Source organism: Pantoea sp. EEL5 (assembly GCF_049892805.1).
Taxonomy (GTDB): domain Bacteria; phylum Pseudomonadota; class Gammaproteobacteria; order Enterobacterales; family Enterobacteriaceae; genus Pantoea; species Pantoea ananatis.
The window spans coordinates 94,131-120,088 of the sequence record NZ_JBNDNJ010000009.1; the positions used below are offsets into that span (position 1 = coordinate 94,131).

Here is a 25,958-nt window from a genome sequence, read left to right on the forward strand (position 1 = left end):
GCATGAATCCTCAACGCTTTGCTCGTATCCAGGAAATGCTGGCCCTGCGCCAGCACGACCTTACCGTCTGCATGGAGCAGGTGCATAAGCCTCATAACGTTTCCGCTGTCATTCGTACCGCCGACGCTGTAGGGATTCATGAGGTCCATGCCGTATGGCCCAGCCAGCGCATGCGCACCCAGGCGTCGGCATCGGCCGGCAGTAACAGCTGGGTGAACGTGGTAACGCACCGCTCAATCAACGACGCCATTAGCCATCTTAAAACGCAAAACATGCAGATACTGGCGACCAACCTCTCTGCTGACGCCGTGGATTTTCGTGAGATTGATTACACCAAACCCACCTGCATTTTGATGGGGCAGGAAAAAACCGGTATTACTGATGAAGCTCTGGCGTTGGCCGATCGTCATATCATTATTCCGATGGTCGGTATGGTTCAGTCACTCAACGTTTCCGTTGCATCTGCCCTGATTCTTTATGAAGCGCAGCGCCAGCGTCAAAATGCCGGTATGTATCAACGTCAGGCCAGCCTTTTAGCCCCGGAAGAGCAACAGCGCCTGCTGTTTGAGGGTGGCTATCCCGTTCTGGCCCGCGTGGCAAAGCACAAGCGCATGCCGTATCCTTATATCAATGCTCAGGGCGAGATAGAAGCCGATGAAACCTGGTGGGCAACGATGCAATCTACAGGCAGAAGTAAGAAATGAAAGGCCGTCTGCTGGATGCCATCCCGCTCAGTACCCTGACCGGCGTCGGCGCCAGTCAGGCGGCAAAGCTGGCTAAAATTGGCCTGCATACCATTCAGGATTTACTGCTTCACCTTCCCCTGCGTTATGAAGATCGTACCCAACTTTATGCCATTAATGACCTGTTACCGGGCATTTGGGCAACTGTTGAAGGCGATGTCCTGCATACCGAGATTACTTTTGGCCGCCGGCGCATGATGGTGTGCCAAATCAGTGACGGCAGCGGCGTGCTGAGCATGCGCTTCTTCAACTTTAATGCCGGGATGAAAAACAGCCTCGCGCCGGGCAGACGTGTCACCGCCTATGGTGAAATAAAACGTGGCCAGCGCGGTGCAGAAATCATTCATCCGGAATACCGTGTACAGGGCGAGCACAGCACCGTGACGCTGGAAGAAACCCTGACGCCCGTTTATCCCACAACTGATGGCATTCGTCAGGCGACGCTGCGCAACCTTACCGACCAGGCGTTAACTTTGCTGGAAAACTGCCCGATTACGGAGCTGTTGCCGCAGGCGTTAAGCGGCGGACTGATCAGCCTGCCCGAGGCCTTACATACGCTGCATCGGCCACCGCCAGATGTGAAACTCAGCGAACTTGAAAGCGGGCACCATCCTGCGCAGCGCAGGCTGATTCTGGAAGAACTGCTGGCGCATAACCTGAGTATGTTGGCGGTTCGGGCTGGCGCACAGCGCCATTATGCTCTGCCCATGCCTGCCCGACATACATTGAGTGACCAGTTACTGGCCGCTCTGCCTTTTTCGCCCACGTCGGCTCAGAAACGCGTCGTGGCGGAAATCGAAAAAGACTTAGCGCACGATTATCCCATGTTGCGGCTCGTCCAGGGCGACGTGGGATCGGGTAAAACGCTGGTCGCGGCGCTCGCCGCCCTGAACGTTATTGCTCATGGCAAACAGGTGGCGATGATGGCACCGACAGAGTTGCTGGCCGAACAGCATGCAATCAATTTTCGTCAATGGCTCGCGCCACTGGGTCTGGAAGTTGGCTGGCTGGCAGGTAAACAAAAAGGCAAAGCGCGTCAGGCGCAGCAGGATGCCATCGCGAGCGGTAGTGTCGCCATGGTCGTTGGCACACATGCACTGTTTCAGGAGCAGGTGAAGTTCAACGGGCTGGCGCTGGTGATTATTGATGAGCAACACCGGTTTGGTGTTCATCAACGGCTCGCGCTATGGGAAAAGGGGGAGGAGCAGGGTTTTCATCCCCATCAGCTGATCATGACCGCCACTCCCATTCCGCGCACGCTGGCCATGACCGCCTATGCCGATCTGGATACATCAACCATTGACGAATTGCCGCCAGGCAGGACGCCGGTCACGACCGTTGCCATTCCGGACAGCCGTCGCAGTGAGATTATTGAGCGCGTACAAAAGGCCTGTCACGAGGGCCGTCAGGCTTACTGGGTCTGTACGTTGATTGAAGAATCGGACCTGCTGGAAGCCCAGGCGGCAGAAGCCACATGGGAAGAACTCAACGTGGCGCTGCCTGATTTGCGGGTGGGACTGGTGCATGGTCGTATGAAACCGGCGGAAAAGCTGGCAGTCATGCAGGCTTTCAAAGCGAACGAGATCCAGCTGTTAATCGCTACTACCGTAATTGAAGTCGGCGTGGACGTGCCAAACGCCAGCCTGATGATTATTGAAAACCCGGAACGGCTTGGGCTGGCTCAGCTGCACCAGCTACGCGGACGCGTGGGACGGGGTGCGGTTGCCTCTCACTGTGTGCTGCTGTACAAAGCGCCGCTGAGCAAAACGGCGCAGAAGCGTTTGCAGGTGCTACGCGACAGCAACGACGGCTTTGTGATTGCCCAACACGATCTGGAGATTCGGGGGCCGGGTGAACTGTTGGGAACGCGCCAAACCGGTAATGCTGAGTTTAAGGTTGCCGATCTCCTGCGCGATCAGGCCGTGATTCCTGAAGTTCAACGCGTCGCACGGCATATCCACCAGCACTATCCTGAACAGGCACAGGCCCTAATCGAGCGCTGGCTGCCGGAAACCGGCCGCTACAGCAACGCCTGACACTTTTTTTGCCACCGTTAGCAAACGTTTGCTTTTGAGCCGTTGCAGATTACAATCGCCTCACTTTTTTTGGGAACCGTTACAATGTCGACCAATCAGCAGCCAGCCTCCTCATCCGTCAGTAAAAGTGAACTGATCTACCGCCTGGAAGATCGCCCGCCGCTTGCGCAAACCCTGTTTGCAGCCGGTCAGCATTTGCTGGCCATGTTCGTTGCGGTGATTACGCCCGCGCTGCTCATCTGCCAGGCATTGGGTTTACCGGCGCAGGACACACAGCACATCATCAGCATGTCCCTGTTTGCCTCTGGCGTAGCCTCAGTGCTGCAAATTAAAACGTGGGGGCCGGTTGGCTCAGGTTTGCTGTCTATTCAGGGCACCAGCTTTAACTTTGTCACACCGCTGATTATGGGTGGGATGGCGCTGAAGAACGGCGGCGCAGATGTGCCCACGATGATGGCGGCGCTGTTTGGAACGCTGATGGTCGCATCCTGCACGGAAATGGTACTGTCACGGGTGCTGCACCTGGCTCGCCGTATCATCACGCCCCTGGTGTCCGGTATTGTCGTAATGATCATTGGGTTATCGCTTATTCAGGTTGGCCTCACCTCCGTCGGCGGCGGCTTTGCCGCCATGAACGATCACAGTTTCGGCGCACCGAAAAACCTGCTGCTGGCCGGCGTCGTTCTGGTCGTGATTATCCTTCTGAACCGTCAAAAAAATCCTTATCTCCGCGTTGCCTCCCTGGTGATTGCAATGGCGGTGGGCTACCTGCTGGCCTGGGCGATGAATATGCTGCCATCCATCAGCACACCGGCCGATCAGCCGATCGTTGCGTTGCCGACTCCGCTTTATTACGGTCTGGGTTTTGACTGGAATCTGCTCATCCCGCTCATGCTGGTGTTTATGGTGACCTCACTGGAAACGATTGGTGATATCACCGCAACCTCAGATGTATCGGAACAACCGGTGAGCGGCCCCATCTATATGAAGCGCCTGAAAGGCGGCGTGCTCGCTAACGGCCTGAACTCCTTTGTCTCTGGCCTGTTTAATACCTTTCCTAACTCCTGTTTTGGGCAGAATAACGGCGTTATCCAGCTGACCGGCGTTGCCAGCCGCTATGTTGGTTTTGTTGTAGCGCTGATGCTTATCCTGCTGGGTCTGTTTCCGGCGGTGAGTGGACTGGTGCAGCATATTCCTGAGCCGGTTCTGGGCGGCGCAACTATCGTGATGTTTGGTACCATCGCCGCATCCGGCGTACGTATTGTCTCCAGAGAGCCGCTCAACCGGCGTGCAATCATGATTATCGCCCTCTCACTGGCCGCAGGACTTGGCGTGTCACAGCAACCGCTGATTTTGCAGTTTGCACCGGACTGGTTGAAAACCTTACTGTCTTCCGGCATTGCCGCAGGGGGCATCACAGCGATTGTGCTTAATCTCGTCTTTCCACCGGAAAAGTCGTTTTAAGGCAGGCTGCGGCCTGCCTGCTATTTATGCTGATTTACATCCAGGCGGTTGAGCTATAACGATAATTCAGGCATAACAACCTTTCAGCGGACTGAACCCGGGAAGGATACGATGAAATTTATAGGAAAGTTTTTCCTTACCTTATTGTTACTACTACTGTTTGCGTTAGTGGTGCTGTATGTACTGCTGCAAACACAGTGGGGCGCGGGCTGGTTTAGCCGTTGGGTGAGCGACAAAACGGAATGGCATCTGTCGCTGAGCAAAATCGAACATAACTTTTCATCACCTACACACATTATTCTGGATGACTTCAGTTTTGGCCATGACGGACAACCGGCCGTGCTGGTCGCCAAACGCGTCGATCTTGGCATCGCCCTGATGCAGTTCAGCGATCCCTTCCATTTTGCCAGCATAGAGCTCCGTGACGGTGAGGTTAACCTGACCAATCTGGCCAGGAATAGCGCCTTACCCGTGCAGGCCGATCGCCTGCAACTGAACAACATGCGCATCGACAGTCCCGCTTCCGTTTTACCGCTTTCCGCACTGCAGGTGAATGGCGGCATTCTGCCGTGGAAACCCTTGCCCGACGATGTGCTGGGTAGAGATGCACAGTTCCAGATGAGTGCAGGCAAGATGACGCTCAATAGCGTGGCAGGTGAAAACGTGCTGATTCAGGGCAACGTGTCCCAGGGCCGTATGACGTTTAGCAACATCGGCGCGGATTTAGCCCGGGGCTCGATGACCGGTAACGGAGAGCGCGATGCGCAGGGAAACTGGAAGATCAATCAGCTCCGCCTGAACGATATCCGTTTGCAAACCGCCAGCTCGCTTGTCGATTTCCTGAAGCCGTTTGAAGAGGTGCCCTCGGTTACGCTGAACCGCGTCGATATTACCGATGCCCGGCTGCAGGGCCCTGACTGGGCGGTAACCGATCTCGATCTGACATTGAAAAATATCAGTTGGAAAGGCCGGGACTGGCAGAGTCAGGATGGCTCACTGGCGATGAACGCAGGCAACTTTATCAATGGCAAATTCGAGCTCAACGATCCCATTATCAATATGGACTTCTCGCCACAGGGGATTGCCCTGACCCAGTTCAGCTCACGCTGGGCCAACGGCGTGATCCGGGCTGACGGTAACTGGTCACGTAACGACAGACGCTTAACACTGAATAACCTGGCCGTCGCGGGCCTGGAATATACGCTGCCACAGAATTGGCGGGCGTTATGGCAGGATCCCCTTCCTGACTGGCTGGATGGGATTACCGTGACCCGTTTCACCTCAAACCGCAATTTGATTATCGACATCAATCCTGCGTTTCCTTTCCAGCTTACCTCACTGGATGGCAATGGTGAGAATCTGCAGTTGGCCCGTCAGCATCAATGGGGGATCTGGTCAGGGAAACTGAGCCTGAATGCAGCGGAGTCTACTTTTAACCGCACGGATTTACGCCATCCGTCCATTGCGCTGGAGGCTGACGATCGGCAGATCAGGGTGACGGAACTCAGCGCGTTTAGCGCTAAGGGTTTACTGGAAGGCACGGCAACCGTAGGTCAGCAAACCGACCGCCCGGTTAGCCTTAACCTGACTGGTCGCGGCGTACCCGTCAATGTCTTGCAAAACTGGGGCTGGCCCGCCCTTCCTCTGGAAGGCGACAGCAATTTCCAGCTGCGCCTGAATGCCTCCCTGAAGGCCGATCAGCCGCTGGCACCGTCGGTTAACGCTACGCTGTCGGTGAATACAGACAGCCAGCAACTGCAGCAGACCATGCAGGCAGGTCAGGTGAGGTAAAACACACAGGGCCGCAATCGCGGCCCTGTCGTTTAATTGATGCGCGCCCCTGAGCCGCCCTCTTCGAGCGGCCCGTCCGGATCCACAGGCAACACGATGTACACCGCTTCAAATACCGCACCACACTCATCATCACCGAATAGCTGCACGTCCAGCTGAACACGGGCTTTGCGACCCCGTGCCAGGCGATCGAGATCGCCACTCAGTGAGCCAAGGTCGGCAATAGCACCCGGCCTGCCGGTGATCGGACGGCTATAGCGAATATGCGCATCGGCCAGAATAATGGTGCCACCGAGATGGCGCTCACGCAGTAGCAGCCAGATCAGCCCCCAGCCGGTAAGCGTGGCCAGCGAAAACAGGCTTCCGGCAAACAAGGTATGATGCGGGTTTTGATTACCTGTTTCCGGCATGGTGGTAATAAATTTTTGCCCGGTATATTGCAGAATCCGCACGCCCATTTTTTCACTCAGGGGGATGTGCTCGTACCAGGCCTGCTGTAGCTGCCCGCACCAGTCCGCGCGGTGTAAGATATCATCCAGCGTAACAACCGGCTTAATCATGAGAAAGTGGCGTACCGGCGTGGTCTGTGGAGCGGTGATTTCGCCCTGATTGACATATCCGAGCTTGGCAAAGAACGCCACCGCATCCTCACGCGCACTGCACGTCACACGTTTGACGCCTTCCTGACGCGCAACCGACTCCAGCGTCATCGCCACCAGCGTGCCCAGGCCTTTCCCCTGAACGGTTGGGTGTACGGCTAAAAAACGGATCGCCGCCTCATTATCCGCATTGATGTAAAGTCGCCCCACCGCAACGGGTTTACCCTGCTCATCCACTACCATTTGATGATGCGCTAACGCATCCCAGGCATCCCGTTCAGAACCCTGGGGTTGATGCAGCGGCTTTCGTAACATTTCCCAGCGGAACTGATAATAGACATCCAGCTCTTCCGCCGTTTGTGGCACACGAAGATGATACATAAAATGTTTCTCTCGGTCTGATGCGGGATGGCGGAGGTTTAGCCGCGCGGTATGCGGCGTCATACCTGTAACCAGAATGTCACTGGCCCGTCGTTGACCAGCGCGACCTGCATATCCGCGGCGAAACGGCCATTCGCGGTCATCACGTCATGGCGACGGCAACACGCGCTGAAATAGTCATACAGCCGTTCTGCTTCTTGTGGCTCAGCCCCGCCGGAAAATGAGGGGCGCATGCCCTTTTGCGTATCGGCAGCCAGCGTAAACTGAGACACTACCAGCACACTGCCGCCCGCCTGTTTGACGTTCAGGTTCATCTTGCCCTGGTCGTCACTAAAAATACGATAGCCCAGCACGCGCTCCGCCAGCCGCTCGGCGCGCTTGTCATCATCACCTTTTTCAACGCCCAACAGTATTAACAATCCCTGTCCGATTTCACCCACAACAGCGTTATCAATACTAACGCTGGCACGCTGAACGCGTTGAATTAAAGCAATCATCCGTCCTCTCGTTCTTTTTCTCTTTCCTGCCGTTTGAACTGGCGGTAGTCATCTAAGGTCACGGTAATTTCCGCACCGAGAAGTACGATACACCAGGTCCAGTAAACCCACAGGAATAAAATGGGGATCACCGCCAGCACACCATAAATCAGCTGGTAAGACGGGAACATCGTAACATAGAGCGCAAAGCCCTTTTTCCCCAGCTCAAACAACAGTCCGGCGACCAGCGCCCCCGTCAACGCATCGCGCGAAGGAACCCGCTGTGTCGGGACAATACTGTATAACAGCCAAAACGACAGCCACGATAAGAGCAGCGGAAAGAAACGCAGCATCTGATCGACCAGGCTGGTTACGCCCGTCACGTTGATCCATTTCAGCGACAGCAGATAAGAGCTGATGGCTAAACTGGCACCCGCCAGCAAGGGCCCGAGCGTTAATATCATCCAGTAAACCGCAAAGGAATAGACCAGCGGCCGCTTTTTGTCGCTGCGCCAGATCGCATTCAGCGCCGAATCCACGGAATGCATGAGCAACAGCGCCGTTACGATCAACCCCACCGCGCCCACGGCCGTCATCCGGTGCACGTTTGCCACAAACTGCTCAAGGTAACGTTGCAGCGTGTTACCCGCAGCGGGCATGAAGTTGGTAAAAATGAAATTCTTAAGCTGTACGCTAATATCAGAGAACACAGGAAACGCAGCAAACAGCGCAAAGACCACGGCAATCAACGGCACCAGCGCCAGTAACGAGACAAAGGCCAGGTTGCCTGCCTGCGTCGTCATGGCATCATTATCAATGCGCTTCCACAGCAGCTTAAGCCACAACCAGAACGCATGAAGCCCGGGGCGAAAATGACGTAACTTCATGGCTTAATGCTGACCTGCAAACCAGTCCGGCACGGTTGTGCTGTCGGTTACCAGCACGCTGTTAATTCCCAGCGCCCGCGCGCCCTCAATATTCGCGGCATTGTCATCGAAGAACACGGCCTGATCGGCGCTCACCCCTTCAGCATCTAACACATGCTGATAGATTCTCGCTTCAGGTTTACGCATGCCCAGCTCCTGTGACAGGTAGATCTTGTCAGCCGCCTGCTGTACGTCAGGATATTGCGTTGGCCAGAAGGTACAGTGCAGGGCGTTGGTGTTGGAGAGAATCACCACCCGATGTCCCGCCTGTCTTAGCTGGTGCATTACGGCCAGCGTCTCCGGCCGGACACCCACAAAAACCGCCTGCCAACCTGCCGCGAACTGTTCATAGCTCAGCGCGATATCCAGCTTCTCACACAGGGCTTCTGCAAAGGCCTCATCACTAATTTCGCCGCGCTCATGCTGTTCAAATGCGTCATCCATATGGAAGTGGCTTTGAAGCGAGGCCAGCGGCACGCGGCTGAGGTCACTCCAGACGCCCAGTACGCGGTTAAAGTCGATATCGATAATCACATTGCCCAAATCAAAGATATACAGCATGGTGCCTCCTCGGGTTCCCTGGATCATTCACTCTAGCGGTAAAAGCGCAGCCTGAACAGGCAGCCTGGACGAGAAAAACAGAAACAGTAAATTAAGGCACGACGACACAACGTTGAAAGGGCGGAGAGAAGAAGTTACGGGCTGGTTTAGGGTAGATTTAACTCTGGGTAGCAATCGCGCAGGAAAAAAAAAGCCCCGTTTAAACGGGGCTTCCTACAGCGCAGTTATGCGTCTTTACCGCCGCGTGAAGCACGCTTACGGTCGTTTTCAGTCAGGTGACGTTTACGGATACGCACTGACTGAGGGGTCACTTCGACCAGTTCGTCATCATCAATGAACTCGATAGCCTGCTCAAGTGTCATTTTGATAGGTGGAACCAGCGTCGTCGCTTCGTCAGTACCGGAAGCACGCATGTTAGTCAGCTTCTTACCGGTCAGGCAGTTTACAGTCAGGTCGTTAGAACGACTGTGAATACCGATGATCTGGCCTTCATAAACTTCTGCACCGTGACCCAGGAACAGCTTGCCGCGATCCTGCAGACCGAACAGGGCGAACGCAACCGCTTTACCCTGACCGTTAGAGATCAGCACGCCGTTCTGACGCTGGCCCACTTCGCCCGCACGAATATCATCGTAGTGACTGAAGGTGGAGTACAGCAGACCGGTACCTGAGGTCATGGTCATAAATTCGTTACGGAAACCGATCAGGCCACGGCTTGGGATCACGTAGTCAAGACGTACGCGGCCCTTGCCATCTGGATCCATGTTTTTCAGGTCGCCTTTACGCTCGCCCATGGCTTGCATGACTGAACCCTGATGCGTTTCTTCGATATCCAGCGTCACGTTCTCGAAAGGCTCTTGCTTACGGCCTTCGAATTCGCGGAAGATAACTTTCGGACGGGATACCGCCAGTTCGAAACCTTCACGACGCATGTTCTCGATCAGAACAGACAGGTGCAGCTCACCACGGCCCGATACGCGGAACGCGTCAGCATCTTCGGTTTCTTCAACACGCAGTGCTACGTTGTGAACCAGTTCTTTATTCAGACGCTCAAGGATCTGACGAGACGTCACGTACTTACCTTCTTTACCGCAGAACGGAGAGGTGTTGACGTTAAAGAACATGGTAACCGTTGGCTCATCCACGCTCAGTGCTGGCAGCGCCTGCACGTTCTGCGGATCACAAATGGTGTCAGAAATGTTCAGCTCGCCCAGACCGGTAATCGCAATGATATCGCCTGCTTCTGCCAGGTCGCTGTCAATACGCTCCAGGCCCAGGTGAGTCAGCACTTTACCGACTTTACCGTTACGGGTTTTACCTTCGCTATCAATGATAGTGACTTGCTGGTTAGGCTTCACTTTACCGCGCTTGATGCGGCCGATACCGATAACGCCCAGGTAGTTGTTGTAGTCCAGCTGAGAGATTTGCATCTGCAGCGGGGCATCCGCTTCAACCTGTGGAGGCGATACATGGTCGACAATAGCCTGATACAGCGGGGTCATATCGTCAGCCATGTCTGTGTGCTCAAGACCGGCAATACCATTCAGCGCCGAGGCGAAAATGATAGGGAAGTCGAGCTGCTCGTCAGTCGCATCCAGGTTAACGAACAGGTCAAATACCTGATCAACAACCCAATCAGGACGCGCGCCAGGACGGTCAACTTTGTTGATAACCACAATCGGCTTCAAACCATGCGCGAACGCTTTTTTGGTTACGAAGCGGGTTTGCGGCATAGGGCCATCCATCGCATCTACAACCAACAGTACCGAATCCACCATAGACATTACGCGTTCAACTTCACCACCGAAGTCGGCGTGTCCTGGGGTATCAACGATGTTGATACGGTAGTCGTTCCATTTAATGGCGGTATTTTTTGCGAGGATGGTAATCCCACGCTCTTTCTCCAAATCATTGGAGTCCATCACGCGCTCGGTGGCTTCAGTACGGGCATCGAAAGTACCGGACTGTTGCAGCAGTTTATCAACCAGGGTGGTCTTTCCATGGTCAACGTGCGCGATGATGGCGATGTTACGCAAATTTTCGATCACAGCTTTTTTGCCTCAGGCATTAGAAATAACGCGGTATTGTACACGGATTAAGCGGGAGACTGAACACGATCACACTTTTCACTGAAAGTTTATTGCATTGTCGCAAAATCGCACTAATAGGCGTGCAAAATTTGCACTGCGTCGATGTTTTGCACCAAAAAAGTGCTCACTTTCAACCCAACCGCACACAAACAGTGCAATGCAACTATCATGGTGCATGACCTTTATGACAAAAAGGTGCATGACAGCGCGATTTTGTGCAAAGAAATAAAGTTGGCACAGAATTCGCTTTGTATTATCCAGATGAAAACGATGTAAGACAACGGTTACAGAGCTGGTCAGGATCAGATTCAGGAAAGACAGTTAACAGTCGTCTATTCCGTAACCCGGTTCTCGCCATGTAGACAATGACCATTTCCAGGAGAGTTGAGTATGTCCGCTGAACACGTTCTCTCGATGATGAACGAGCATGAAGTTAAGTTTGTTGACCTGCGTTTTACCGATACCAAAGGTAAAGAACAGCACGTTACTATTCCGGCTCACCAGGTTAACGCTGACTTCTTCGAAGAAGGCAAGATGTTCGATGGCTCTTCCATCGGCGGCTGGAAAGGCATTAACGAATCAGACATGGTGCTGATGCCGGATGCAACCACGGCGGTAATGGATCCTTTCTTTGAAGATTCTACCCTGATCATTCGTTGCGACATTCTTGAGCCAGGCACCATGCAGGGCTATGACCGCGATCCACGTTCTATCGCTAAGCGCGCGGAAGATTACCTGCGTTCTTCAGGCATTGCGGATACCGTTCTGTTTGGCCCAGAGCCAGAGTTCTTCCTGTTTGACGATATTCGTTTTGGTTCTTCAACTTCGGGTTCTCATGTTGCTATCGACGATATCGAAGCAGCCTGGAACACCGGCAAAGAATACGAAGGCGGCAACAAAGGCCACCGTCCAGGCCTGAAAGGCGGTTACTTCCCGGTTCCACCGGTTGACTCATCACAGGACATCCGTTCTGCCATGTGTCTGACCATGGAGCAAATGGGTCTGGTTGTTGAAGCCCATCACCATGAAGTTGCAACAGCAGGTCAGAACGAAGTGGCTACTCGCTTCAATACCATGACCAAAAAAGCTGACGAAATTCAGATCTACAAATATGTCGTTCACAACGTGGCTCATGCCTACGGCAAAACGGCGACCTTTATGCCAAAACCGATGTTTGGTGATAATGGTTCAGGTATGCACTGCCATATGTCGCTGTCTAAAGGCGGTCAGAACCTGTTCTCTGGCGATAAGTACGGCGGCCTGTCTGAAATGGCGCTGTTCTACATTGGCGGCATCATCAAGCATGCTAAAGCTATTAACGCCCTGGCGAACCCAACCACCAACTCCTACAAGCGTCTGGTGCCGGGTTATGAAGCGCCGGTGATGCTGGCCTATTCAGCGCGTAACCGTTCAGCCTCAATCCGTATCCCGGTTGTTGCCAGCCCGAAAGCACGTCGTATTGAAGCGCGCTTCCCGGATCCAGCGGCTAACCCATACCTGGCGTTTACCGCACTGCTGATGGCGGGTCTTGATGGCATCATCAACAAGATCCATCCTGGCGATGCGATGGACAAAAACCTGTATGACCTGCCACCGGAAGAAGAAGCTGAAATTCCAAAAGTTGCAGGTTCACTGGAAGAAGCGCTGATTGCCCTGAACGAAGACCGCGAGTTCCTGACCCGTGGCGGCGTGTTCACTGATGACGCGATCGATGCCTATATCGAACTGCGTAAATCCGAAAACGATCGTGTGCGCATGACGCCGCACCCGGTTGAGTTCGAACTGTACTACAGCGTTTAATTTCAGAATAAGCAAATGGGTGCCGCAGACAGATCTTGCAAAGGCGGCACCGATAGTCTGAAACGTTTTTTTGTTGCCGTGGAAACTTTAGCCCATCTTCGGATGGGCTTTTTTCTCCGCGAATTCATCGTTCATTCGCTTTAATTCCGGCTTAAAGATTACAATGCACTAAATCAGTGCAGAGGAACGCTGTATGGCAACTGCCTCACTGCCCGATGCCGGGCAGATTCTCAATACCTTAATCAACAGTATTTTGTTGGTGGATAACGATTTGGTTATTCACTACGCCAACCCCGCGGCACAGCAATTACTGGCGCAAAGCTCGCGTAAATTATTCGGCACGCCGTTACCTGAACTGACCGGCTACTTTTCGCTGAATGTCGAGGTAATGCGCGAGAGTCTTGAGGCGGGCCAGGGCTTTACGGACAGTGAAGTTACCTTGGTGGTCGATGGTCGGGCACATATTATGTCGCTGACAGCGCAGCGCTTGCCTGATGGCCTGATTTTGCTGGAAATGGCGCCCATGGATAATCAACGTCGCCTGAGCCAGGAACAACTCCAGCATGCTCAGCAGGTTGCGGCACGCGATCTGGTGCGTGGGCTGGCTCATGAGATTAAAAATCCGTTAGGCGGACTGCGCGGTGCGGCCCAGCTGCTGTCTCGCGCCCTGCCCGATCCCGCGCTGAATGAATATACCAAAGTCATTATTGAACAGGCCGATCGCCTGCGGAATCTGGTGGATCGCTTATTAGGGCCGCAACAGCCCGGGATGCACATTACCCAGAGTATTCATCAGGTCTCCGAACGGGTGGTCAACCTGGTCTCGATGGAGCTGCCAGAAAATGTGTCTCTGGTCCGCGATTACGATCCCAGCCTGCCGGAGTTGCCCCACGATCCCGACCAGATCGAACAGGTACTGCTGAATGTGGTGCGTAATGCGCTGCAGGCGCTGGGCGAGGACGGTGGCACGATAGTCATTCGCACCCGTACCGCCTTTCAGCTGACGCTGCACGGTACGCGGTATCGCCTGGTCGCCCGTATTGATATCGAAGATGACGGTCCCGGCATTCCGGCTCAGCTTCAGGATACGCTGTTTTATCCGATGGTAAGCGGACGTGAAGGCGGAACCGGTTTAGGTCTTTCTATTGCCCGTAGCCTGATTGATCAGCATTCAGGAAAAATTGAGTTTAACAGTTGGCCAGGTCATACCGAATTTTCGGTTTACCTGCCTATTCGCCAGTGAGGTTTCTATGCAACGAGGGATAGTCTGGATCGTCGATGACGATAGCTCCATCCGCTGGGTGCTTGAACGCGCGCTCACTGGAGCCGGTTTGAGCTGTGCGACCTTTGACAGTGCGAACGACGTGCTGAACGCATTAGCGACAAAAACGCCGGACGTTTTATTGTCAGACATTCGTATGCCCGGAATGGACGGGCTGACGCTGCTAAAACAGATTAAACAGCGCCATCCCATGCTCCCGGTCATCATCATGACGGCGCACTCCGATCTGGATGCCGCGGTCAGTGCCTATCAGCAAGGGGCCTTTGATTATCTGCCCAAGCCGTTTGATATTGATGAGGCTGTTGCGCTGGTCGAGCGCGCCATCAGCCACTATCAGGAACAGCAGCAGCCACGTAATCAGCCTGTCAGCGGCCCGACCACCGATATTATCGGCGAAGCGCCCGCCATGCAGGATGTGTTTCGTATTATTGGCCGTCTCTCTCGCTCGTCGATCAGCGTCCTGATCAACGGGGAATCCGGTACGGGTAAAGAACTGGTTGCGCATGCGCTGCATCGCCACAGCCCTCGCAGCAAAGCGCCGTTTATTGCCCTGAATATGGCCGCGATTCCCAAGGATTTGATCGAGTCAGAACTGTTTGGTCATGAAAAAGGGGCGTTTACCGGTGCCAATCAGATCCGTCAGGGCCGTTTTGAACAGGCTGATGGCGGCACGCTGTTTTTAGACGAAATCGGCGATATGCCGCTGGATGTTCAGACACGACTGCTGCGCGTTCTGGCTGACGGGCAATTTTACCGCGTCGGCGGCTATGCGCCGGTAAAAGTTGACGTCCGTATTATTGCCGCAACGCATCAGAACCTTGAACTGCGGGTGCAGGAAGGCAAGTTCCGTGAGGATTTATTCCATCGTCTGAACGTCATCCGCGTGCATCTGCCGCCGTTGCGTGAGCGCCGTGAGGATATCCCGCGTCTGGCCCGTTATTTCCTCCAGGTTGCGGCACGGGAACTGGGGGTTGAGGCCAAGATTCTGCACGCGGAAACCGAAACCGCGCTGACACGTCTGCACTGGTCGGGTAACGTGCGCCAGTTGGAGAATACCTGTCGGTGGTTAACCGTTATGGCGGCGGGACAGGAAGTGCTGATCCAGGATCTTCCGCCAGAGCTGTTTGAATCCAGTACCCCGGAAAGCCCTACTCAGTCGTTGCCGGATAACTGGGCAACCCTGCTGGCGCAGTGGGCTGACCGCGCCTTGCGTTCCGGTCATCAAAATCTACTGTCTGAAGCCCAGCCGGAGATGGAGCGTACGTTGCTGACCACGGCGCTCCGTCATACTCAGGGCCACAAACAGGAAGCGGCACGTTTGCTGGGTTGGGGGAGAAATACCCTGACGCGTAAGCTCAAAGAACTGGGCATGGAATAAGAAATCCACCGCCGGAACAGCGCAGGCTGCTCCGGCTTTTTTATATGACGCGTGAAAACTGCTGCTGCCGCGCCTTGTGACGTAGATACGCATCAAAACACATACAGATATTTCGAATCAGCAAGCGTCCGGCTCCCGTCACTCTCAGGTCCGTTGCATGCTGCTCCACCAGCCCATCACTAATCAGCGGTTTTAACAGCGCCATGTCTTCCGCAAAATAGCGTTCAAACTGAATATTCCACTGCGCTTCGACCGTGCTGAAATCAAGTGAGAAATTGCAGATCAGCCTTTTAATCACGTCGCGACGTAAGCAGTCGTCTTCACTCAGCAGTAATCCGCGCCACAGGCCATGGCCCTGTTTTTCAACCTGACTGTACCAGTCGTTAAGCCCTTTCTGGTTTTGCGCATAGCTGTCGCCGATCATGCTAATCGCAGATACGCCAAGCCCCAGCAAGTCACTGTCGCCCTGTGTCGTATAACCCTGAAAGTTGCGGTGCAGTTTTCCTTCACGTTGCGCGACTGCCAGCTCGTCCTGCGGTTTAGCAAAGTGATCCATACCAATAAACTGATAGCCCTGTTGGGTCAGCGTGGTAATGGTCTGCTGGAGGATATCCAGCTTCTGCTGTGCTGAGGGCAGCTCATCTTCTTTAATTTTACGCTGTGCGGCGAACAGCGCGGGGAGATGGGCATAGTTAAAGACGCTGAGGCGATCAGGATCCAATGCGATAACGCGCTGCAAGGTATAAGCGAAGCTTTCAGGCGTTTGCAGCGGCAACCCGTAAATCAAATCGATGCTGGTTGAACGAAATCCCTGCTCGCGCGCCCGCGCCATCAAGGCAAAAATGACCGCTTCATCCTGTACCCGATTCACCCGCTCCTGCACGGCTTTATTGAAATCCTGCACGCCCATGCTCAGGCGATTGAAACCACACGCGCGCAGGTGATCGATCATATCCAGTTCAATTTCACGTGGATCGACCTCGATCGACATCTCTGCGTCGTCGATAAAGGTAAAGTGCTGCTTCAACAGCGCCACCAGCCGGCTGATTTGCTGTTTATTAAGGAACGTGGGCGTTCCGCCGCCCCAGTGCAGCTGGCTAACCTGACGACCCTTAAACAGCGGTGCGCGGGCAGTGATCTCCTGCTCAAGCGCATTCAGATAACGGTCGGCTTTATGCAGCTGACGCGTGACAATCTTATTGCAGCCACAGAAGTAGCACAGGCGATGACAGAACGGGATGTGGATATACAGCGATAAGGCACGTTGCGGATAACGTTCAATGGCGTGTCTGAAGTCGTTATCGGTAAACTTATCGTTGAACGCTAAGGCGGTGGGATAAGACGTGTAACGCGGACCGGCAGAGTTATATTTTTCAATTAACGCCTGGTCCCACTTGATCTGCATTGCTGACATGCTCACTCCTTCCGCTTACGTTGCCGTCGTAAAGGTCGCGATCCAGAAGGAAAGAGAGGTGAGCGGGCGGAAACCCGACGTAAACGCTGCTTCAGACGCGACAGTCGCCGTAGTTTAAACAATAACCACAGCAGATAACATGTCATCAACAACACGAAAATTGATCCAGGCCAAAACATTGTCGTTTACCTGTTAAGCATGGCATGCGCATGCGCGCATGCCGATCAATACAGCTTAGTTACCTTTTAGCAGGCGATACATATCCTCTTCCGCCTCCTGGTCTTCCTCTTCGTCCATTTCAATACCAAGCTGTTCCATCAGTTCATCAATGCGATCCAGCGTCACGTCAAGCCAGCCCTGATCTTCTGATGACAACGTTTCACCCTTTTCAAGACGATCGAGCAGCGCATCCAGGCGCTCACTGTTCTCCAGCTGCGCCAGCTCCTCTTCAGGCGCGAGAGACACTTTTTTCTCCCTCGCCGGTTTGGCCGCGACGTTTTTCGCTTTTGCCGGTGCGGCCTTTTCGTCAGCGATCAATGCCACTGGCTTCTTGCTGCCAATACGCGGGTCTTTCGCGGCGGCGCTTTGCTTGCCGTTGTTGCTCTGCGTTTGCGGATTAGCACGGCTGCCTGACGCATGGCCACGATGCTTTTTATCGCGTTTACGATCGCGCGCTTCATTATTGATATCTTCACGCGATTTACGTTTAGCCTTGGCGACAGGCTTACCTTTCGCAGCGCTTGCAGGTTGCTTCATGATGTTCGGTCCCGGTGTTTTTTATTCAGTATAGAATTGCGGCGAAATCTAGCAGAAACCAGACAAAGAAAAAAGGCGACAGCTCAAGCTGTCGCCTTATTTCATACCTTCAGCAGAAGGAATCATGTTTCAAATCCGTTTCGGCTCACAACGTCCCGGTTAATCCTGCGCCTGCTCAACTCCTGAGCGTATCCCTTTCCTTTTCCGGCTCCCATCCATAGCCATTTCCATTCCAGCCGCTCTTCGTTATCCCAACATTCCTGAGCGCATCATCCTGATGAGTGCGTCCTGCACTGCTGAATAATGTAGACCATATGGTAAAAGGCTCAAGTAACACATGTCAGTCTTTAGGCGAAAAAACCTGTACTTAAGTATAATTCACTGAATTTTAATGGTTTATTTTTTTAATTATTTAACTAAAAAGAGACATAACGGGCAAAATTTATGGCAAATATCTTACAAAGGCGCCTCACCAATGGTATTGAGCACTTTCGCGCCATAACGCGTATAATCAGCGCCATTGCCCTAATGCGTTTCTGGAGTATTCCCTTGTCTGAACTGAATTACCATGTCACCCGCTTCATTCTTAGCGCACCGGACATCCGCCATTTGCCCTCTGATACCGGCATTGAAGTTGCGTTTGCTGGTCGTTCAAACGCGGGTAAATCCAGCGCCTTAAATACGCTCACCAATCAAAAAGGCCTGGCGCGAACCAGTAAAACACCCGGTCGTACGCAGCTGATTAACCTGTTTGAAGTTGCAGAAGGCAAGCGCCTCGTAGACTTACCGGGTTACGGCTATGCTGAAGTGCCAGAAGAGATGAAACTCAAATGGCAACGGGCATTGGGCGAATATCTGCAAAAAAGGCAGGCGCTTAAAGGCCTGGTGGTACTGATGGATATCCGCCACCCGCTTAAAGATCTGGATCAGCAAATGATTCAGTGGGCGGTTGAGAGCGAGATCCCTGTACTCCTGCTGCTGACTAAAGCTGACAAGCTCGCTTCCGGCGCACGTAAAGCCCAGCTCAATATGGTGAAAGAAGCCTCAATGGCGTTTATGGGTGATGTGCAGGTTGAGGTTTTCTCATCGCTGAAAAAAATCGGCGTCGACAAAGTGCGCCATAAGCTGAATAGCTGGTTTAGTGAACTCGAACCTGCTGTTGAAGATCAGGGCACTGAAGCCTGACAAACCTCACAGGCTGCCGTTTTTTAGCGTCAGCCCAATAAAAAACGCCCCAGTCACAGAATGACTGGGGCGGCTAAATTCAGCCAAATCCGATTACGTGAAGTAAAAGGTCTGAAAGATAGAACATCTTACCTCTGTACCCTACGCCTCGAACTTTACCTGATTTTTTGTGAGCAACAAAGGATTTTTTGTTGCTCTCTTTCATTTTTAGTCACTTTTTTTACCATGCTCGTCACAAAAATGAGGATGGCATGTAGTTAAATTACAAAAAAAGTGCTTAGACCATAATAAGTTACTGCATCGTTTTGCAGCGCCGGTACCACGGTGTGCCGGCTTCATGCCTGATCACGTGATAATGCGCCAGCGGTGGCGCATTAACGCCACCAGCCAGAGCCTTAATGCGCCTGATCCCAGTTGTCGCCTACGCCGACTTCGACCAGTAAGGGGACATCCAGCGCCATACTGCCCTCCATCAGCGCGCGAATCTGCTTGCTGGCTTCATCGACGGCTTCAGCTTTGATTTCAAACACCAGTTCATCGTGCACTTGCATGATCATCCTGACCGCATCATCGGTTTGCTTTTGTAACCAGTCATCGACCGCAATCATGGCGCGTTTGATGATATCCGCGGCCGTTCCCTGCATGGGGGCATTAATCGCCGCACGTTCAGCAGCTTTACGACGAATGGCGTTACTGGACTTGATGTCGGGCAACCACAAACGGCGTCCATCCAGCGTTTCAACATACCCGTTACTGGCTGCAAGCTGGCGCGTGTTTTCCATATAGCGCAGCACGCCAGGATAGCGCTCGAAGTACAAATCCATATACTTTTTCGCTTCGCCTGCGCCAATGTTCAGCTGGCGAGATAATCCAAACGCGCTCATGCCGTAGATAAGACCAAAGTTGATGGCCTTGGCGCTACGACGTTGTTCACCCGTGACCTTAGACAGCGGCACGCCAAAGACCTCTGACGCAGTAGCACGGTGAATATCTTCTCCCTGGGAAAAGGCATCGAGCAGGCCTTTATCCTGTGACAGATGCGCCATGATACGCAGTTCAATCTGTGAATAGTCCGCCGCCACGATACGGTTCCCCTTGCCCGCAACAAAGGCCTGACGAATGCGGCGTCCTTCATCGTTACGGACCGGGATGTTTTGCAGGTTAGGATCGGTTGAAGACAGGCGACCGGTAGCCGTTACCGCCTGATGATAGGACGTGTGCACGCGACCGCTGACAGGATTGATCATCAGCGGCAGTTTATCAGTGTAAGTTGACTTCAGTTTCGACAACCCACGGTGCTCCAGAATGACCTTTGGCAGCGGATAGTCCAGTGCCAGCTCAGCCAGAACTTCTTCACTGGTAGAAGGCGCGCCTCCGGGTGTTTTCTTCGTCGGCTTAATGCCCTGCTTTTCAAACAGGATGACCTGCAGCTGCTTGGTCGATGAGAGATTAAAGGGCTCGCCCGCCAGCTCATGCGCTTTAAGCTCAAGCTCAGCCAGGCGCGATGTCAGCTCTTTAGAGTGCTGCGCCAGAATGGCTTGATCGATCAATACGCCGTTACGCTCGACACGTGAAATCACCTTAAGCAGGGGCATTTCAATTTGTTCAAAAACCTTTTTAGGGCCGGCTTCTTTTTCAAGCTCAGGCCACATTTTCAAATGCAGTTGCAGAGTGACATCGGCATCTTCTGCTGCGTAATGTGCAGCCTGCTCTAAAGCGATTTGATTAAATGTGAGCTGATTTTTCCCTTTACCGGCGATCTCTTCAAAGGTAATGGTTTTATGATTCAGCCACCGCGCAGACAGGCTGTCCATATCATGCTTGCCCACTACGCTGTTCAGGATATATGACTCCAGCATGGTGTCATATTTGATACCGGCGAGTTCAATATCGTAGTTTTTCAGCACGCCACGATCGTATTTGAGATTTTGCCCCACTTTACTGGCGTCAGGATCTTCGAGCAGCGGCTTGAGTTGCGCAAGAACGGCATCGCGGTCGAGCTGCTCCGGCGCATCGAGGTAATCATGGGCCACAGGCAGATAAGCCGCCTCACCTGGCGCTACCGCAAAACTGAGGCCGACGATATTAGCCGTTAACGTATCCAGCCCATCGGTTTCGAGATCGAACGCAAAGACCTCGCTGTTTTTCAGCTTCTCCACCCAGGCATCTAAGGTTTGCTGATCCAGAATGGTGATATAGCCGTCAGCCGATAACAGGCTGGTGGCCTCAACGCTCGCCACCGGCTCATCGGTAAGAACCTGCTGGGCTTGCCGGTTGCTTTTAGTACCCTGCAGCCATTTTCCCTCTTGCAGGTCGGTCAACCAGCGCTTGAATTCGAAACGGCTAAATAGCGCTTGCAGCGCGTTAACATCAGGTTCGCTGACCGTAAGCGCTTCACAGGGTTGATCGAGCTCGACGTCTGTTTTAATGGTGGCAAGTTGATAAGAAAGAAAAGCAACATCGCGATTCTGCTCCAGTTTCGCGGCCATGGTTTTTGCACCGCGAAAAGAGAGATCGGCGACTTTATCAAGATTGTCGTAAATGGACTGCATCCCGCCCAGCCCCTGCAGCAGCGCCTGGGCTGTTTTTTCACCCACGCCGGGTACGCCGGGAATATTATCTGAGCTGTCCCCCATCATCGCCAGAAAATCGATGATCAACGACGGTGGCACACCATACTTCTGCTCAACCTCTTCTGGGCCAAGAATGGTATTCGTCATGGTATTGATTAGCGTAATGCCCGGTGTGACAAGCTGCGCCATATCTTTATCGCCGGTGCTGATCAGAACAGCGTGGCCTTTTTTCTCTGCCTCTAACGCCAGCGTACCAATCACATCGTCCGCTTCAACGCCGCTGACAGCCAACAGCGGCAAGCCCATCGCACGCACCATTTCGTGCAGCGGCTCTATTTGTGACCGCAAATCATCAGGCATCGGTGGGCGGTGGGATTTGTAATGTTCAAACAGTTCATCCCTGAAGGTTTTGCCTTTAGCATCAAACACCACAGCAACATGTGTAGGGCTGTACTGTACCAACAGGCTTTTCAGCATGTTGAGCACGCCATACATAGCACCAGTAGGCTCACCTGCGCTGTTGGTTAGCGGCGGGAAAGCGTGGTACGCGCGATAAAGATAGGATGAGCCATCAACCAAAATCAGGGGGTTTTCTGCTATTTGCGCCATATGTCTGTGTATTCTTCGTTGCCATGGATTGGCCTATAAGGATGCCACACCTTGGCGAAAAGGGTTAATCAAGACAAACAGGGAGTGACGTTTTTCGTGCTTCTGTAATGAGGATCGCAACGATCTTTCTGTGGATAACTTTGTGCGTAAAAATTATATCAATAGTTTATTTATGTCATAAAAAAGATTCAGCCAAAATTAAAAATAATAAAATCATATAGTTAATATAAATCCGTGATGCGATCGTGATTTTTAATGGCATGTTTGCTTGTGTGGATAGAAAAACTGTGCTTCTTCAACAGGTCAGCGATGGGCGCACAAATTACAAATGAAAACGCCAGCGTATGCTGGCGTTTTGCAAAAAACTCAGCGTAAAACGCTATTTTTTCTCAACCAGGAACTTCACTACGTTGGCATAATCTGCCACGAAGTTTGCCATTGAGCTGGTATCCAGACCGCCATTATTAACCATATATTTGCCGTTAATAAACATCGCTGGCACGCCGCGCAGATCAACGTCAGACGCCGCTTTTTGCTGCTGGGCAACAAGGGCTTTTACTGCAAAGCTGTTCCAGGCCGCATCGTACTGCTCAGAAGAAATGCCCGCTGCTTTGATGAATACGTCTTTCAGGCTGGCTGCATCCGTAATCGTCTGGCTTTTCTGAATGCCATCAAAAATAGGTGAAGTCACTTTATCTTCTACGCCCAGCGCCATCGCGACGGCCCACGCATGAGTGACAACGGGACCTAAGTCGCCGCCAAGGAAGTCAACGTGGTACTTCACCATCTTCGTATCGGCTGGCAGATTCTTTTTAACTGCATCACCGACGTGGTAAATTTGCTCAAACTGGTAGCAGTGAGGGCAGAAAAAAGAGAAAAACTCCATAACCTGGGGTTCACCTGCAACAGGTTTAGGCAGGCTAACGTATTGTTTACCTTCAGTGAATTGTGCAGCAGATGCGCTGAACGCCAGCACCAAACCCATCAGTGCAAAAAATATTTTCTTCATTGGGGAAAACTCTCCTGACTTTTCATTAAAATTGCGGGGCCAGCTGCAACGGAGGTTCCCGTAACACCTTTTCCTGCTCGATAAACTGCAAAATTTGCCGGCGCCAGAAATCCTCATCCGTCATCCAGGGGAAAGCGCGCGGAAAAGCGGGATCCTGCCAGCGGCGCACGACCCAGGCCAGATAATAAATCATGCGCATAGCACGTAAAGGCTCAATCAGTGACAATTCGTTAATATCGAAGTCGCTGAATTCGCTGTATGCGTCCAACAGAATATCCCACTGAATACGCTGTTCCTGTCTATCGCCACTTATTAACATCCACAGATCCTGAATAGCGGGACCATTGCGGGCATCATCAAGATCGACAAACAGCGGGCCATCGCGCCACAGAATATTGCCCGGGTGGCAATCACCATGTAAGCGTAGCGGCTGCCAGTCGCTATGCCAGCACTGCCGCAGCGTGATGCCAAGTTTATCGACAGCTTCCAGCAATGCTGGGCGGAGTGACGCAGGCACGAGCTCAGCCTTTGCCAGGACTTCTCGCGGCTGCTCCAGATATTCTTCAAGCCCTATGGATGGGCGTTGCTGAAACAGGCTTTTGCGGCCAGTTTGATGAATACGTCCCAGGAAACGGCCTACCCATTCCATCTGATCTTCGTTGTCGGTTTCATACTGCCGTCCACCCAGGCTGGGAAAGACCGCATAGTAAAAGCCAGCATGACGTTGCAGCGTATCGCCCTGCAAAACTAACGGCGCGGCAATCGGCACCTCATCATCCAGTAAATCCTGGGAAAACCGATGCTCTTCGGTGATCTGTTCTGCACTCCAGCGCTGAGGGCGATAAAACTTGGCCACATAGCGACGTTTTTCATCGTCGCTAAACTGATAAACCCGATTTTCATAGCTGTTCAGGGCGGTTAAACCAGAATCAACCCGAATACCCGTTTCCCAAAGCGCATCCAACAGGACATCAGGATTGAGTGTCTGGAAGTTAAAGGCGGCATCACTCATGGTTATCCCTGTGCTTATCTTTTCTGTTAATGGCCAAGGATAACACTACTCGTCATTTTTGATGACACCACGTGCACGTAGCAGGGCGGTTTTAAAATCGACTTCATAATCTTTTTTCAGGCCTGGAATCTGATCGTCGCTGGCTGAATCACGCATTTTTAGATGATAAATCAATACGTCATCGCTTAATTCACTTAATGGGCCAATGAAACCAGACTCGTGGGCCAGTTTTTGTAAAAATGCCAACAGGTTAAGATCGGGCTCTTTCTCCCATGCCGGTTGCAGGAGTTCAAGCAGTTCAGTCAGCCGATGGGTTTTCATAATGATTCCTCAATGCAGGTGATTCACGTCCAGAATGACACAAGGAGACAAGATGGCAGCATTTACCGGTGTAATCCTTGCTGGTGGACAAGGTAGCCGTATGGGCGGGCAGGATAAAGGATTACTCATGATGCAGAGTAAACCCCTTTACCAACACGTTCTACAGCGGTTGAGGCCGCAGGTAGACATTGTGTTAATAAGCGCTAACCGCAACATTGATCGTTATCAGCTAAGTGGTTATCAGGTCGTAACCGATTCAATCAAGGACTACCCAGGACCGCTTGCAGGTATGTTGAGCGGTTTACGGCACAGCCCCACTGATTGGGTGGCATTTTGTGCCTGTGATACACCTCAGATCCCCGATGATTTTGTTGCGCGCCTCTGGCAGCAGCGTAACAACGCACCTGCTGTATGGGTGAAATCCTCCCAGCGGGATCATCCAACCCTGGCCTTGATGAATAAGGCGATTGCCGACGATCTGGAGACATGGTTGTTACGGGGGGAGCGCAGGCTTATGCAGTTTATGCGTGAGCATGGTGGGCACCCGGTTTTATTTAGCGATCCAGAGTCGGCTTTCAGCAACATCAATACGCCTGACGACCTTGTAGAGCAGGAGAAATCATAATGTGTGTTCCGTTGTTGGCCATTGTCGCCTGGAGCGGAACCGGTAAAACCACACTACTCGAGCAAGTTATACCCTTGTTAAAAGCGCAGGAAATACGTGCAGGATTAATTAAACATACCCACCATGACATGGACGTAGACAGGCCGGGTAAAGACAGCTATCGGCTGCGTAAAGCCGGAGCCGATCAGGTTATTGTCGCCAGCGACAGGCGTTGGGCGCTGATGTGTGAAACGCCTGAGCAGCCTGTCAGCTTAATGACGTTAGTGGGACGAATGGACGCCGAACAGTTGGATGTAGTGTTAGTCGAAGGATTTAAAGATGAGCCAGTCGACAAAATTGTGCTTTGGCGATCGGGTATTAAAGGTGAGCTAGCAGCACTGCTGGATGAGAAGGTGGTGGCTGTCGCCTGTGACGACACGACTTTAAACCTGAATGTGCCCGTTTTGAACATCAACCAGCCACAAGAAGTGGCCGCATTTATCCTGACATGGCTGGGTAAAAAGGCGCATAGCTGACAACACAATGGGTAGCGAGTGGATGATGCAGATCAGCAGCGTTCAGTAGAGGGTTTTCCCGTCTTCGAACGGCAAAGAAGGTGTAATTACCATCATCGTTAGAGCCTGTCTGCCGCGTACCAGATGACGTGCCTGTGTTTTACGTCGCTCCGCCACTGCACCCGTGCCTTGCTGCAGGTTCACCGTTGCCCGTTAAACGCCGGTAAAGGGATGCGTCCGGTCCGGAACGGCGCAGAGATGAGGGGTTATCTGCCAGATCGCAGACGTAAAAAAGCCCTGAACGTCAGTTCAGGGCTTCTTCACTTGTTTGATGCCTGGCAGTTCCCTACTCTCGCATGGGGAGACCCCACACTACCATCGGCGCTACGGCGTTTCACTTCTGAGTTCGGCATGGGGTCAGGTGGGACCACCG

The 25,958-nt window shown here is 52.8% G+C and carries 21 protein-coding genes and 1 rRNA gene; 10 read left to right on the forward strand and 12 right to left on the reverse strand.

Going from position 1 to position 25,958, the window contains the following annotated elements; all coding sequences use genetic code 11:
* Positions 1–2: 2 nt before the first annotated feature.
* The 4 genes from trmH (at position 3) to ACPXSQ_RS22000 (ending at position 6,034) form a co-directional block, all read left to right on the forward strand.
* Positions 3–704, forward strand: a complete 702-nt coding sequence (trmH, locus tag ACPXSQ_RS21985) for a tRNA (guanosine(18)-2'-O)-methyltransferase TrmH (RefSeq protein WP_014332997.1) — start codon at positions 3–5, stop codon at positions 702–704.
* Positions 701–2,779, forward strand: a complete 2,079-nt coding sequence (gene recG, locus ACPXSQ_RS21990; protein ID WP_426144395.1) for an ATP-dependent DNA helicase RecG — start codon at positions 701–703, stop codon at positions 2,777–2,779. Before trmH ends, recG begins: the two co-directional genes overlap by 4 nt.
* 84 nt (positions 2,780–2,863) lie before the next feature.
* Positions 2,864–4,243: a nucleobase:cation symporter-2 family protein gene (locus ACPXSQ_RS21995; protein ID WP_022622395.1), complete on the forward strand. Its 1,380-nt coding sequence runs from the start codon at positions 2,864–2,866 to the stop codon at positions 4,241–4,243.
* A gap of 111 nt (positions 4,244–4,354) precedes the next feature.
* A complete protein-coding gene (locus tag ACPXSQ_RS22000) occupies positions 4,355–6,034 on the forward strand; it encodes an AsmA family protein (RefSeq protein ID WP_028715919.1) in 1,680 nt (559 codons plus the stop codon).
* Positions 6,035–6,066: 32 nt separating this feature from the next.
* On the opposite strand, the gene fabY is transcribed toward ACPXSQ_RS22000, so the two are convergent.
* The 5 genes from fabY to typA all read right to left on the reverse strand — a co-directional run bounded on the left by fabY (position 6,067) and on the right by typA (position 11,025).
* Positions 6,067–7,014, reverse strand: coding sequence for a fatty acid biosynthesis protein FabY (fabY, locus tag ACPXSQ_RS22005; RefSeq protein ID WP_026020958.1), 948 nt, complete (start codon positions 7,012–7,014; stop codon positions 6,067–6,069).
* 59 nt (positions 7,015–7,073) lie between these two features.
* Entirely contained in the window at positions 7,074–7,511 is a 438-nt protein-coding gene (gene dtd / locus ACPXSQ_RS22010; protein WP_013027777.1) for a D-aminoacyl-tRNA deacylase, read from the reverse strand.
* Positions 7,508–8,377 carry a virulence factor BrkB family protein gene (locus tag ACPXSQ_RS22015; RefSeq protein WP_013027778.1) on the reverse strand — a complete coding sequence of 290 codons (870 nt, stop codon included), beginning with the start codon at positions 8,375–8,377 and terminating at the stop codon, positions 7,508–7,510. The genes dtd and ACPXSQ_RS22015 overlap by 4 nt, the downstream gene beginning before the upstream one ends.
* Positions 8,378–8,380: 3 nt before the next feature.
* A complete protein-coding gene (gene yihX, locus ACPXSQ_RS22020; protein WP_014332993.1) occupies positions 8,381–8,977 on the reverse strand; it encodes a glucose-1-phosphatase in 597 nt (198 codons plus the stop codon).
* Between the two features lie 224 nt (positions 8,978–9,201).
* The gene (typA, locus tag ACPXSQ_RS22025) at positions 9,202–11,025 is read right to left on the reverse strand and encodes a ribosome-dependent GTPase TypA (protein ID WP_014332992.1); all 1,824 of its coding nucleotides are present in this window, start codon (positions 11,023–11,025) and stop codon (positions 9,202–9,204) included.
* Between the two features lie 432 nt (positions 11,026–11,457).
* Here typA and glnA point away from each other — a divergent pair, with 432 nt between their 5' ends.
* From glnA to glnG, 3 genes are all read left to right on the forward strand, one after another.
* Positions 11,458–12,867 (forward strand): glutamate--ammonia ligase, encoded by a 1,410-nt coding sequence (gene glnA, locus ACPXSQ_RS22030; RefSeq protein WP_014332991.1) that lies wholly within the window; start codon positions 11,458–11,460, stop codon positions 12,865–12,867.
* 193 nt (positions 12,868–13,060) lie between these two features.
* Positions 13,061–14,110: a nitrogen regulation protein NR(II) gene (gene glnL, locus ACPXSQ_RS22035; RefSeq protein WP_024471403.1), complete on the forward strand. Its 1,050-nt coding sequence runs from the start codon at positions 13,061–13,063 to the stop codon at positions 14,108–14,110.
* Between the two features lie 7 nt (positions 14,111–14,117).
* Positions 14,118–15,527 (forward strand): nitrogen regulation protein NR(I), encoded by a 1,410-nt coding sequence (gene glnG, locus ACPXSQ_RS22040; RefSeq protein ID WP_014332989.1) that lies wholly within the window; start codon positions 14,118–14,120, stop codon positions 15,525–15,527.
* Between the two features lie 40 nt (positions 15,528–15,567).
* On the opposite strand, the gene hemN is transcribed toward glnG, so the two are convergent.
* Both hemN and yihI read right to left on the reverse strand, forming a co-directional pair.
* Positions 15,568–16,941: an oxygen-independent coproporphyrinogen III oxidase gene (hemN, locus tag ACPXSQ_RS22045; protein ID WP_019105380.1), complete on the reverse strand. Its 1,374-nt coding sequence runs from the start codon at positions 16,939–16,941 to the stop codon at positions 15,568–15,570.
* A 234-nt stretch (positions 16,942–17,175) separates the two neighbouring features.
* Positions 17,176–17,697 (reverse strand): Der GTPase-activating protein YihI, encoded by a 522-nt coding sequence (gene yihI / locus ACPXSQ_RS22050; protein ID WP_210454675.1) that lies wholly within the window; start codon positions 17,695–17,697, stop codon positions 17,176–17,178.
* A 549-nt stretch (positions 17,698–18,246) separates the two neighbouring features.
* Between yihI and yihA the strand changes: the two genes are divergently transcribed.
* Positions 18,247–18,882, forward strand: coding sequence for a ribosome biogenesis GTP-binding protein YihA/YsxC (gene yihA / locus ACPXSQ_RS22055; protein ID WP_033774673.1), 636 nt, complete (start codon positions 18,247–18,249; stop codon positions 18,880–18,882).
* Between the two features lie 395 nt (positions 18,883–19,277).
* Here yihA and polA read toward each other — a convergent pair whose 3' ends face one another.
* From polA to ACPXSQ_RS22075, 4 genes are all read right to left on the reverse strand, one after another.
* Positions 19,278–22,064 carry a DNA polymerase I gene (gene polA, locus ACPXSQ_RS22060; protein WP_014332985.1) on the reverse strand — a complete coding sequence of 929 codons (2,787 nt, stop codon included), beginning with the start codon at positions 22,062–22,064 and terminating at the stop codon, positions 19,278–19,280.
* Between the two features lie 379 nt (positions 22,065–22,443).
* Complete coding sequence (gene dsbA / locus ACPXSQ_RS22065) at positions 22,444–23,073, reverse strand: thiol:disulfide interchange protein DsbA (RefSeq protein WP_013027789.1); 630 nt, start codon at positions 23,071–23,073, stop codon at positions 22,444–22,446.
* Between the two features lie 25 nt (positions 23,074–23,098).
* Positions 23,099–24,085 (reverse strand): serine/threonine protein kinase, encoded by a 987-nt coding sequence (locus ACPXSQ_RS22070; protein ID WP_013027790.1) that lies wholly within the window; start codon positions 24,083–24,085, stop codon positions 23,099–23,101.
* A gap of 45 nt (positions 24,086–24,130) precedes the next feature.
* Positions 24,131–24,406, reverse strand: coding sequence for a YihD family protein (locus ACPXSQ_RS22075; RefSeq protein WP_013027791.1), 276 nt, complete (start codon positions 24,404–24,406; stop codon positions 24,131–24,133).
* A gap of 52 nt (positions 24,407–24,458) precedes the next feature.
* On the opposite strand from ACPXSQ_RS22075, the gene mobA reads away from it, so the two are divergent.
* Together mobA and mobB are read left to right on the forward strand one after the other, a co-directional pair.
* Complete coding sequence (mobA, locus tag ACPXSQ_RS22080) at positions 24,459–25,031, forward strand: molybdenum cofactor guanylyltransferase MobA (RefSeq protein ID WP_041455808.1); 573 nt, start codon at positions 24,459–24,461, stop codon at positions 25,029–25,031.
* On the forward strand, positions 25,031–25,546 hold the full coding sequence (mobB, locus tag ACPXSQ_RS22085; protein WP_238493881.1) for a molybdopterin-guanine dinucleotide biosynthesis protein MobB: 516 nt from the start codon (positions 25,031–25,033) through the stop codon (positions 25,544–25,546). Before mobA ends, mobB begins: the two co-directional genes overlap by 1 nt.
* Before the next feature lie 312 nt (positions 25,547–25,858).
* Here the strand turns inward: mobB and rrf are convergent.
* Positions 25,859–25,958 (reverse strand): 5S ribosomal RNA (rrf, locus tag ACPXSQ_RS22090); the annotation flags it as partial.

Excerpts from the sequence above, each read along its gene's own strand:
- dsbA (WP_013027789.1), bottom strand. The coding sequence starts at position 23,073 with ATGAAGAAAATATTTTTTGCACTGATGGGTTTGGTGCTGGCGTTCAGC.
- ACPXSQ_RS22015 (WP_013027778.1), bottom strand. The coding sequence starts at position 8,377 with ATGAAGTTACGTCATTTTCGCCCCGGGCTTCATGCGTTCTGGTTGTGG.
- recG (WP_426144395.1), top strand. The coding sequence starts at position 701 with ATGAAAGGCCGTCTGCTGGATGCCATCCCGCTCAGTACCCTGACCGGC.
- glnL (WP_024471403.1), top strand. The coding sequence starts at position 13,061 with ATGGCAACTGCCTCACTGCCCGATGCCGGGCAGATTCTCAATACCTTA.
- mobA (WP_041455808.1), top strand. The coding sequence starts at position 24,459 with ATGGCAGCATTTACCGGTGTAATCCTTGCTGGTGGACAAGGTAGCCGT.
- ACPXSQ_RS21995 (WP_022622395.1), top strand. The coding sequence starts at position 2,864 with ATGTCGACCAATCAGCAGCCAGCCTCCTCATCCGTCAGTAAAAGTGAA.
- yihX (WP_014332993.1), bottom strand. The coding sequence starts at position 8,977 with ATGCTGTATATCTTTGATTTGGGCAATGTGATTATCGATATCGACTTT.
- mobB (WP_238493881.1), top strand. The coding sequence starts at position 25,031 with ATGTGTGTTCCGTTGTTGGCCATTGTCGCCTGGAGCGGAACCGGTAAA.
- ACPXSQ_RS22070 (WP_013027790.1), bottom strand. The coding sequence starts at position 24,085 with ATGAGTGATGCCGCCTTTAACTTCCAGACACTCAATCCTGATGTCCTG.
- ACPXSQ_RS22000 (WP_028715919.1), top strand. The coding sequence starts at position 4,355 with ATGAAATTTATAGGAAAGTTTTTCCTTACCTTATTGTTACTACTACTG.
- polA (WP_014332985.1), bottom strand. The coding sequence starts at position 22,064 with ATGGCGCAAATAGCAGAAAACCCCCTGATTTTGGTTGATGGCTCATCC.
- fabY (WP_026020958.1), bottom strand. The coding sequence starts at position 7,014 with ATGTATCATCTTCGTGTGCCACAAACGGCGGAAGAGCTGGATGTCTAT.
- hemN (WP_019105380.1), bottom strand. The coding sequence starts at position 16,941 with ATGTCAGCAATGCAGATCAAGTGGGACCAGGCGTTAATTGAAAAATAT.
- yihI (WP_210454675.1), bottom strand. The coding sequence starts at position 17,697 with ATGAAGCAACCTGCAAGCGCTGCGAAAGGTAAGCCTGTCGCCAAGGCT.
- dtd (WP_013027777.1), bottom strand. The coding sequence starts at position 7,511 with ATGATTGCTTTAATTCAACGCGTTCAGCGTGCCAGCGTTAGTATTGAT.
- glnA (WP_014332991.1), top strand. The coding sequence starts at position 11,458 with ATGTCCGCTGAACACGTTCTCTCGATGATGAACGAGCATGAAGTTAAG.
- trmH (WP_014332997.1), top strand. The coding sequence starts at position 3 with ATGAATCCTCAACGCTTTGCTCGTATCCAGGAAATGCTGGCCCTGCGC.
- glnG (WP_014332989.1), top strand. The coding sequence starts at position 14,118 with ATGCAACGAGGGATAGTCTGGATCGTCGATGACGATAGCTCCATCCGC.
- ACPXSQ_RS22075 (WP_013027791.1), bottom strand. The coding sequence starts at position 24,406 with ATGAAAACCCATCGGCTGACTGAACTGCTTGAACTCCTGCAACCGGCA.